Origin of the sequence: Streptomyces sp. NPDC059455, assembly GCF_042750115.1 — a bacterium.
GTDB classification, from domain to species: Bacteria; Actinomycetota; Actinomycetes; order Streptomycetales; family Streptomycetaceae; genus Streptomyces; species Streptomyces endocoffeicus.
Map to the genome: position 1 here is coordinate 2,023 of NZ_JBHYVB010000163.1, position 9,383 is coordinate 11,405.

Annotated in this window: 6 protein-coding genes; 5 read left to right on the forward strand and 1 reads right to left on the reverse strand. The window is 73.0% G+C overall.

Features of this window, described 5'->3' with window-relative positions; all coding sequences use genetic code 11:
* The first annotated feature begins 16 nt into the window (after nt 1-16).
* From ACFXB5_RS39445 to ACFXB5_RS39455, 3 genes are all read left to right on the forward strand, one after another.
* Entirely contained in the window at nt 17-1,822 is a 1,806-nt protein-coding gene (locus ACFXB5_RS39445; protein WP_385217779.1) for a Xaa-Pro dipeptidyl-peptidase, read from the forward strand.
* 106 nt (nt 1,823-1,928) lie between these two features.
* The gene (locus ACFXB5_RS39450) at nt 1,929-3,251 is read left to right on the forward strand and encodes a M14 family metallocarboxypeptidase (protein WP_385217736.1); all 1,323 of its coding nucleotides are present in this window, start codon (nt 1,929-1,931) and stop codon (nt 3,249-3,251) included.
* A gap of 163 nt (nt 3,252-3,414) precedes the next feature.
* Entirely contained in the window at nt 3,415-5,112 is a 1,698-nt protein-coding gene (locus ACFXB5_RS39455) for a BCCT family transporter (RefSeq protein ID WP_385217739.1), read from the forward strand.
* Nucleotides 5,113-5,160: 48 nt separating this feature from the next.
* Here ACFXB5_RS39455 and ACFXB5_RS39460 read toward each other — a convergent pair whose 3' ends face one another.
* Nucleotides 5,161-6,117: an FAD-dependent oxidoreductase gene (locus tag ACFXB5_RS39460; protein ID WP_385217741.1), complete on the reverse strand. Its 957-nt coding sequence runs from the start codon at nt 6,115-6,117 to the stop codon at nt 5,161-5,163.
* Nucleotides 6,118-6,262: 145 nt separating this feature from the next.
* Here ACFXB5_RS39460 and ACFXB5_RS39465 point away from each other — a divergent pair, with 145 nt between their 5' ends.
* Together ACFXB5_RS39465 and ACFXB5_RS39470 are read left to right on the forward strand one after the other, a co-directional pair.
* A complete protein-coding gene (locus ACFXB5_RS39465; RefSeq protein WP_385217743.1) occupies nt 6,263-7,294 on the forward strand; it encodes an oxidoreductase in 1,032 nt (343 codons plus the stop codon).
* 249 nt (nt 7,295-7,543) lie between these two features.
* Complete coding sequence (locus ACFXB5_RS39470; RefSeq protein ID WP_385217745.1) at nt 7,544-9,181, forward strand: ABC-F family ATP-binding cassette domain-containing protein; 1,638 nt, start codon at nt 7,544-7,546, stop codon at nt 9,179-9,181.
* Nucleotides 9,182-9,383 lie beyond the last annotated feature (202 nt).

Below are 9,383 nucleotides of genomic sequence, written 5' to 3' on the forward strand. Positions count from 1 at the left end.
CCCCGACCACCCTGGGGTGTCACCACACAGCCCCGAGGCCGCGCGCCCGCCCCCCCCCCCGGGGGCCCCCGAGCACATCGTGCGGCCGCGCGAACCCGCCGCTCAGGGCCGCCGCGTCCCCGTCATCATGGACGCCAGCCCGTACTACTCCTGCTGCGGCCGCGGCAACGAGAGCCAGACCAAGACCTATGACGCGGCCGGGAATCCGGTCCGGTTCCCGCTCTTCTACGACAACTACTTCGTACCGCGCGGCTACGCCACCGTCCTGGTCGACCTCGCCGGAACCAACCGCTCCGACGGCTGTGTGGACGTCGGCGGCCGCTCCGACATCCTCTTCGCCAAGGCCGTGGTCGACTGGCTGAACGGCCGCGCGACCGCGTACCGCACCCGCACCGGCGGGCAGACGGTCATGGCGAGCTGGACCAACGGCGCCACCGGCATGATCGGCAAGAGCTATGACGGCACCATCGCCAACGGGGTCGCCGCCACCGGCGTCAAGGGGCTCAAGACCGTCGTGCCCATCGGCGCCATCTCCTCCTGGTACGACTACTACTTCGCCAAGGGCGCCGCGCTCTTCGACTCCGGCCCCGACGGGCTCTCGGACGCCGTCGAGAGCGATGACGCCCACGCCCGCTGCGCCGCCGTACAGAAACGTCTCGTCGAGGGCGCCCCGCGCAACGGCGACTGGACCGAGCTGTGGACCGACCGCACCTACGTACCGGACGCGGACAAGGTGCGGGCCAGCGTCTTCGCCGTCCACGGGGCGCAGGACCTCAACGTCCGCACCAAGCACCTCGGACAGTGGTGGAACGCCCTCGCCGACGCGGGCGTCGAGCGCAAGATCTGGCTCTCGCAGACCGGGCATGTCGACCCGTTCGACTACCGGCGCGGGGAGTGGGTGCGCACCCTGCACCGCTGGTTCGACCACTACCTCCTCGGCGTCGACAACGGCATCGAGCGCGAGCCGATGGCCGATGTCGAGCGCGCCCCCGACCAGTGGTCCACCGACCTCGTCTGGCCCCCCTCCGGCACCCGGCAGACCACCCTGCGCCCGCGCGGCGGCGCCACGGCGGGAGTGGGCGTGCTCGGCACGGAGCAAGCCGAGCCCGGCGCCACCGAGACCTTCACCGACGACCCCGCGCTGAGCGAGGCCGACTGGTCCGCGGCGATCGACACCTCGACGCCCGGCAAGGCGGGTTTCACCACCGGTCCGCTCACGAAGGACCTGAGGCTGTCCGGCTCCGGCACGGTCACCGTCACCGCCACGCCCTCCACCACCAGCGCCCATCTCTCCGCGGTCCTGGTCGACCTCGGCCCGGCCACCATCCGCGACTACACGGCGGCGGGCGAGGGGATCACCACCCTCGACCGGCGCACCTGCTGGGGCAGCAGCACGGAGGGCGACAGCGCCTGCTTCAAGGAGACCGCCGCCGACAAGGAGGACGTGGACTACACGGTCTTCAGCCGGGGCTGGGCCGACCTCGGTCACTCCGCGGACGACGGCAAGGGCCGCCCGCTGACCCCCGGCAAGGCGTACACCATCACCCTCGACCTCGCGGCGACCGACCATGTCGTCCCGGCCGGCCACCGCCTCGGTCTGATCATCGCCGGTACCGACGCGGGCCTCATCGAACCGCCGTCCACCACCCCGCGGCTGACCCTGGACCTGCCCCGCACCTCGGCCCGGCTGCCCCTGGTCGGCGGCGCCCCGAAGGCCGCGGCCGCCCCCTCGCGTACGGCGGCCACACCGCCGCTGAAGGGCGTACGGGCCCCGCACCACCGGACCCCGCTCCCGCTCCCGTTCATGTCCACCCACGACTGACCCGCGCCGGTGGGTCCCCGCCGCGGCGCGGGGGCCCACCGGCGTCGGGCCCGGCAGGACGCCGGCACCGATATCGCCCCCATCCCCTCACCTCAGGAGGTCCTTCGTGTTCTCGCGGTCACCCCTCATCCGCAGCGCCGCTTGCGGCGCGATCGGTGCGCTGCTGACCGGGTCGTTCCTCAGCGCGCCCGCGCGGGCCGAACAGCGCCCGCCGCGTACGGGGTTCGAGACCAGCCATGGCGCACGGTGGACCACCCAGGCCGAGGAGGCGGACTTCCTCACGGCCGTCGACAAGGCCGCCCCGCGCGTCGCCGTCGACCGCATCGGCGCCACCGCGCAGGGGCGGCCGCTGCGGCTGGTGCGGATCGGCGCCCCGGCCGCGTCCGCCGATCCGGCCCGGGCGGCGCGCGGCAACGTCCTGCTGCTGATCTGCTCCCAGCACGGCGACGAGCCCTCCGGCCGCGAGGCGTGTCTGACCACCATCCGCGACCTCGCCTACGCCAAGGACGACCGGACGCGGCGCTTCCTGGAGCGCACCCAGGTGCTCGTCGTCCCGACCGCCAACCCCGACGGCCGCGCCGCCGACACCCGCGGCAACTCCGACGGCGTGGACATCAACCGCGACCACATCGCGCTCTCCACCGCCGAGTCCCGCGCGATGGCGGGCGTCATCCGCGACTGGCGCCCGGACACCGTCCACGACCTGCACGAGTACGGGGCGACCGTTCCGTACTACGTGAAGGACCTGCTGGCGCTGTGGCCGCGCAACCTCAACACCGAGGGCCCGGTGCACCGCGAGGCGCGGACCCTGTCGGACGCCTATGTGCGCCCCGGCGTCGAGGCCGCGGGCCACACCACCGGCGTCTACGGCATCTGGACCGACCCCGAGACCGGCGAGCCGGTCAAGCAGGTGGCGGGCGACGGCCAGGAGCGGATCCTGCGCAACACCGCGGGCGTCAAGACTGCCGTCGGGCTGCTGGTCGAGACCCGGGTCGACCCGCTCACCGACGCCGAGAAGGCCGACCCCGCCCTCAACAACCGCCGCCGGGTGGGCTCCCACCTGGCGGCCCTGAACGGCACCTTCGACTTCATCAGCCGGCGGCGCGCCCGGATCGAGGCGGCCACGACGGCGGCGCGGCTGGCCGGTTACGCGGACCGGGGCCCGGTCTACCTCGGCGGCGCCGACAACGAACCGCCGGAGGAGGACACGGTCCTCCAGGATCCGCCGTGCGGCTACTGGCTGGACGCCGAACAGTATGGTGAGGTGCGGGACGAGCTGGCCCTGCACGGGGTGACGGCGCGGCCCGTCAAGCGCGACGGAAGCGCCTTCGTACCGCTGCGCCAGTCGGCCCGCGCGCTGGTGCCGCTGCTGCTGGACGGCCGCGCCGCGTACCACCTCACCGAGGGGCAGCCGGTGGACGCATGCTGACGTGACGCATTGACGGCACACGAAAGCACCGGCCCCCATGGCCGGTTGGCATGCATCTCAGAGTCCTGGGTAGCCGAAAGTCCGTCAGATAAACCTCCAGTGAAAGGGCTCTTGCGTGCCGCAGACAGGTACAACCACGGGGGACGTCGGCGGCGATCCTCCGGTGACCGCGGATCCTCCCGGCTCCGACTCCGCCGGGCCGGATCGCACCCCCCGGACGGACCGCGTGGTCTTCGGCGTCTCCGCCGCGCTCACGCTGGCCTTCGTCGTCTGGGGGGCCGTGGCCACCGACACCCTGGAGAGCGTTTCCAACAGCATGCTCTCCGGGCTGATCCACAACGGCGGATGGGCCTTCGTCCTGACCGCGTCGGGATTCGTGATCTTCGCCCTCTGGCTGGCCATGAGCCGCTACGGCAAGATCACCCTCGGAAACGAGGGCGAGGAACCCGAATTCCGCACCGTCTCATGGGTCGCGATGATGTTCAGCGCGGGCATGGGCATCGGTTTGATGTTCTACGGCGTGAGCGAGCCGCTGTCGCACTTCATGACCCCGCCGCCCGGGACCGACCCCGGCAGCTCGGCCGAGAAGATGCAGACCGCGATGTCCACCACGCTCTTCCACTGGACGCTGCACCCCTGGGCCATCTACGCGGTCGTCGGCCTGGCCATCGCGTACAGCACCTTCCGCCGCGGCCGTCGGCAGACCATCAGCGCGGTCTTCACGCCCCTCATGGGCTCCAAGAACGCCAACGGCTGGGGCGGTCGGGTCATCGACATCCTGGCCATCTTCGCCACGCTCTTCGGCTCCGCCGCCTCGCTCGGACTCGGCGCGCTGCAGATCGGCAGCGGTATCGAGGTGCTGGGCTGGAAGAACGACGTGGGCACCGGGCTGCTGGTCGCCGTCATCGCGATCCTGACGGTCGCCTTCATCGCGTCCGCCGTCTCCGGTGTCGCCAAGGGCATCCAGTGGCTGTCCAACATCAATATGGTGCTGGCGCTCTTCCTCGCGGTCTTCGTCTTCGTGGCGGGGCCGACCATCGTCATCCTCGACATGGTTCCGACCTCCATGGCCTCCTACGTCGGCGACCTGGCCCAGCTGGCCGGCCGCACCGAGGCGACCGGCGGCAAATCGGTCGCGTCGTGGCTGGGCGACTGGACCGTCTTCTACTGGGCCTGGTGGATCTCCTGGACCCCGTTCGTCGGCATGTTCATCGCCCGGATCAGCCGGGGACGCACCATCCGGCAGTTCGTGGGCGGCGTCATCCTGGTGCCGAGCACGGTCAGCCTGATCTGGTTCGCCATCTTCGGCAGCTCGGCGATGAAGCTGCAGGACATGGGCCGACTCGGCGACGACTCCACCCCCGAAGGCCGGTTGTTCGCGGTCCTGCACGAGTACCCGATCGCCACTGTCATGAGCGTCCTGGTCATGATCCTCGTCGGCATCTTCTTCGTCTCCGGCGCCGACGCGGCGTCCATCGTGATGGGCACGCTCTCGCAGAAGGGCACCTTCGAGCCGACCCGCTTCGTCGTCGTCTTCTGGGGCGTGGTCACCGGCGCGGTGGCGGCCGTCATGCTGCTGATCGGCGGTGGTGAGGACGACGCCCTCACCGGGTTGCAGAACCTGACGATCCTGGTGGCGGCGCCCTTCACCCTGGTGATGGTGGGGCTGTGCTGGGCGCTGATGAAGGATCTGCGCCGCGATCCGCTGATCGTGCGGGGCGAGAGGGGCGAGGAGGCCGTCGAGATGGCGGTCATCGCGGGTCACGAGATGTACGACGGCGAGTTCGAGATCCGTATCGGCCCGGTGCGGAACGGCGACGGCGCGCTCCGTGACGACGCTGTCGAGGCCAAGAAGAAGTAGTGCCTCGGGAGGGCCGGGCCGATTCGGTCGGACCGGCCCTCCGCTCGTTCACCGCCCTACCAGCAGCCGGAATGCCTCCTCGGCGCAGCCCCAGGCGACCGTGACGCCCGCGCCGCCGTGGCCGTAGTTGTGGACGCAGGCCCCGCCGCCCGGCAGCTCTTCCCTCTCCAGCCGCACCCGCGACCGCGTCGGCCGCAGCCCCACTCGGTGGGCCAGCACGCGGGCGTGGGCCACCCGGGGGTGGACGCGGGCGCAGCGCGCCACGATCGCCTCCGCCGTCGCGGGATCGGGCTCCAGGCTCCAGGCGTTCTCCCGTGCGGTGCCGCCGAGCACCAGGCCGTAAGGCTGCGGCAGTGCGTACAGCGTGTCCGGCGAGTGGGGGTCCGCGGCCACCAGCCACTCCTCCACGCCCGGGTTCTCCACGACCACGAGCTGCCCCTGCACCGGGTGCACGTCGGCGTCGGGCACCAGCTCCCGCGCCCCCAGGCCCGTGCAGTTGACGACGAGCGGAGCGGCCCGGCCGGCCTCGGCGAGTGAGGTCACGGCCCGCTCCTCGACCCTTCCGCCCGCGGCCGTGAGGCGCCACCGCAGATAGTCGAGGTAGGTCGGCATGTCGACCAGCGGGACGCGGGCCCGCAGGCCCACCGCGAAGCCGTCCGGCAGCTCGTCGGGGCGCCCCTGCCGCAGCCCCGGCACCGCCGTCGCCCACGGCCCCAGGTCCCCGGTGCCGATGCCCGCCTGAACCCCCTCGACCCGGCGGACGCCGGTCTCCGCGGGACGACGGGCCAGCGCGGTCAGGGTGTGCAGCGTCCGTACGGACCAGGTCGTCACCTGATCCTCCGGCTCGATGCGGTACGGCCACCACAGCCCTCCGGCCACGGCCGACGTGGTGCGCCCGACCGGGTCACGGGTCCACACCGCTACCCGCAGGCCGCCCTCGGCCAGCACGATGGCGCTGGTCAGGCCGATGACCCCAGCGCCGACGACGATCGCATCCCATGTCATGTGCGGAGGCTATCCCCGGGGTGGCGGGCCCGTCGGCCCTCCACGGCACCGGCCCGTCCGTCCCCGCGCTCCGGATTCATCCCTTGTACCGGTGTGCGCAGGGCGAGTCGCGGCCATGGTGTCGCAAAGCGGGAATACTTGGGGCATGAACCCCACGTACGTGACCTTCGGGCTGACGCCGGCGGTGCGCGCCGGCGGTGTCCTGGCCAATGGCGCGTACCACATACACCGCGATTTCCTGGACTTCGTGGTGGACGGCCGACCGCTGCTGCGACGCCTCGCCTATCTCGACGCGGTCTCGCCGCTCGCCTCCGGCCTCGGCCCGTCCGTCTTCACCGAGCAGGTCCGCGGGCTGCTGTTGGAGACCGACGCGCCGTTGGAGGGCGGCCGGTTCGTCATCTACGGCTGCCCGGAGTGCGAGGGGCTGGAGTGCGGCGCCGTCACCGCGGTGATCGAGCGCGACGGGGCGGACTTCGTCTGGCGGGATTTCGTCTGGCAGACGGACGAGAGCCCCGACCTCGACCTCAACGGTTACCACGGCATCGGCCCGTACCGCTTCCGCGGTGAGCAGTACCGCGCCGCCCTGGAGCGGCTGCTGCTCACCGACAGCGCGCACGAGGTTCCGACCGGCCCCCGGGTATTGCTGATCGGGCAGCGCGCGGCCGTTCTCGCCAAACTCGCCGCGGCGCTGCGGCGTATCGGCATCGGCGCCGAGATCACTCTTGACGCGGTGGGGGCGCTCGCCGAGGAACTGCGGAAGTACCGAGCGGTGGTCTTCGGCCGGACGGTCGGCCAGGAGGAGCGCGACGCCGTACGGGACGCCTTCGCGGCCGCGCGTTCCCAGGCCGTCCTGGTCACCGCGCTCGCCCCGATCGTCCCCGTGCTCGTCGCCCAGGTCGAACAGGCCCTGGAACGCACCCCCCGCGACCGCCGCCTCGTCGGCCTCACGGCGGACGGTGGCGAGGCGGTGGTGGAGGTGGCCTCCGAGTGCCGGGTGAGGCTGGTCGCCCACCGGCTCGATCGGCTCTCCCGCACCCATGCGCACGAGCTCTTCGACGCCTCGGTGGAGCCGGGGATCCATCGGATTCCCCTGGCGGCGAGGGCGGTGCGGGGCCAGTCGTTCGTGGTGGCCCGCACCAGCGACGTGGTTCTGGTGACGCCGGTGGCGCGCCGATAGGGCTCGCCTCGGGCCCGGTTCCCCTGCCCCGGGCATGCTCTTCTGCTCCGGCCTCGGACGCTGGAAAAACGCTGGAAACGCGTCCGCCCTTCCGGCCGGTTGAGGAGCGGGGGTTCGGGGCGGAGCCCGGGTAGGAGACCAGGGCGGGGCCACGACCGCGGCCCATGCCGCGCGGTGGGGCCGCACCGGCCCAGGCCCCGGGAATCCCGCGGCAGGCGGCCGTCGGCGGCGACTAGGATCGGCCCTCTGATGACTGCCACTCTCGTCGCCAAGGACCTCGCCGCCGCGCACGGCGACCGCACCCTCTTCGCCGGGCTCGACCTCGTCGTCGCCCCCGGCGAAGTCATCGGGCTCGTCGGCGTCAACGGTGCGGGCAAGTCCACCCTGCTGCGCCTGCTCGCCGGCCTCACCGATCCCGAGCAGGGGGCCGTACGCCTCAGTCCGCCGCACGCCACGGTGGGCCACCTCCCGCAGGAGCCCGAGCGGCGGCCGGGGGAGACCGTACGGGGCTTCCTGGCCCGCCGTACCGGGGTCGCGGCGGCGCAGGCCGAGCTCGACGCCGCCACCCAGGCACTCGTGGACGCAGCGCCGGGCGCGGACGACGCATATGCCACCGCCCTGGAGCGCTGGCTCTCCCTGGGCGCCGCCGACCTCGACGAGCGGGCCGGCGAAGTCGCCGCTTCGCTCGGGCTCGACGTCTCCCTGGACCGCCCCATGACCGGCCTCTCGGGGGGACAGGCGGCGCGCGCCGGGCTCGCCTCGCTCCTCCTCTCCCGGTACGACGTCTTCCTGCTCGACGAGCCGACCAACGACCTCGACCTGGACGGACTCCAGCGCCTCGAGATCTTCGTGCGCGGGCTGCGCGCCGGTACGGTGCTCGTCAGCCACGACCGTGAATTCCTCGCCCGCACGGTCGACAAGGTGCTCGAACTCGACCTCGCCCAGCAGCGGGTCAACCTCTACGGCGGCGGCTACGAGGCCTATCTGGAGGAGCGGGAGACGGCCCGCCGCCACGCCCGCGAACGCTACGAGGAGTACGCGGACACCCGCGCCACCCTGGAGGCCCGGGGCCGCACCCAGCGCGCCTGGATGGAGAAGGGCGTCAAGAACGCCCGCCGCAAGGCCACCGACGGCGACAAGATCGGGCGCAACGCCCGGGTCGAGGCCACCGAGAAGCAGGCCGCCAAGGCGCGCCAGACCGACCGGCTGATCGAGCGGCTGGACGTGGTCGAGGAGCCGCGCAAGGAGTGGGAGCTGCGGATGGAGATCGCCGCGGCGCCGCGCGCGGGTGCGGTCGTGGCGACCCTGCGCGGCGCCGAGGTACGGCGCGGCGACTTCCACTTCGGCCCGGTCGACCTCCAGATCGACTGGGCCGACCGGGTCGCGGTCACCGGGGTGAACGGCTCCGGCAAGTCCACCCTGCTCGCCGCCCTCCTCGGCCGCCTCCCACTGGACGCGGGTGCGGCGGCGCTCGGCCCCGGTGTGGTGGTCGGCGAGGTCGACCAGGCACGCGCGCTCTTCTTCGGTCGCGAGTCGCTGCTGGAGGCCTTCGGCGCCGCGGTGCCGGAGCTGGTGCCCGCGGACGTACGGACGCTCCTGGCCAAGTTCGGCCTCAAGGCCGACCATGTGGTGCGGTCCGCCGCCACGCTGTCCCCCGGGGAGCGGACCCGTTCGGCGCTGGCGCTCCTCCAGGCGCGCGGGGTCAACCTGCTGGTTCTCGACGAGCCCACCAACCACCTGGACCTGGCGGCCATCGAGCAACTCGAGTCGGCACTGGCCTCCTACACCGGCACCCTGCTCCTGGTCACCCACGACCGCCGCATGCTCGACGCGGTCCACACCACCCGCCGCCTCGCGGTCTCCGAAGGCCGCGTCATCGAGGCCTGACCCGCCGCTTCGCCGTCCCGGCGGGCCCGCGACCGGGTGGCGGCCTCGCGGGCTCGTGGCCTGCGCGGTGTGCCCCGCCCGCCGGTGGGGGGCCGGGGGGCGGCCCCCCCGCCCGCGGGGCCCCCCGCCCCGCGCACCCGCGCGTGTGGGGGTGGACGCCCCCCCCCCCCCCGGGGGCCCCGCCACGCGCGGGGGCGCGCGC

Bases quoted from the DNA above. Each gene is read 5' to 3' on its own strand.
- ACFXB5_RS39460 (WP_385217741.1), bottom strand. From the start codon at position 6,117: ATGACATGGGATGCGATCGTCGTCGGCGCTGGGGTCATCGGCCTGACC.
- ACFXB5_RS39470 (WP_385217745.1), top strand. From the start codon at position 7,544: ATGACTGCCACTCTCGTCGCCAAGGACCTCGCCGCCGCGCACGGCGAC.
- ACFXB5_RS39465 (WP_385217743.1), top strand. From the start codon at position 6,263: ATGAACCCCACGTACGTGACCTTCGGGCTGACGCCGGCGGTGCGCGCC.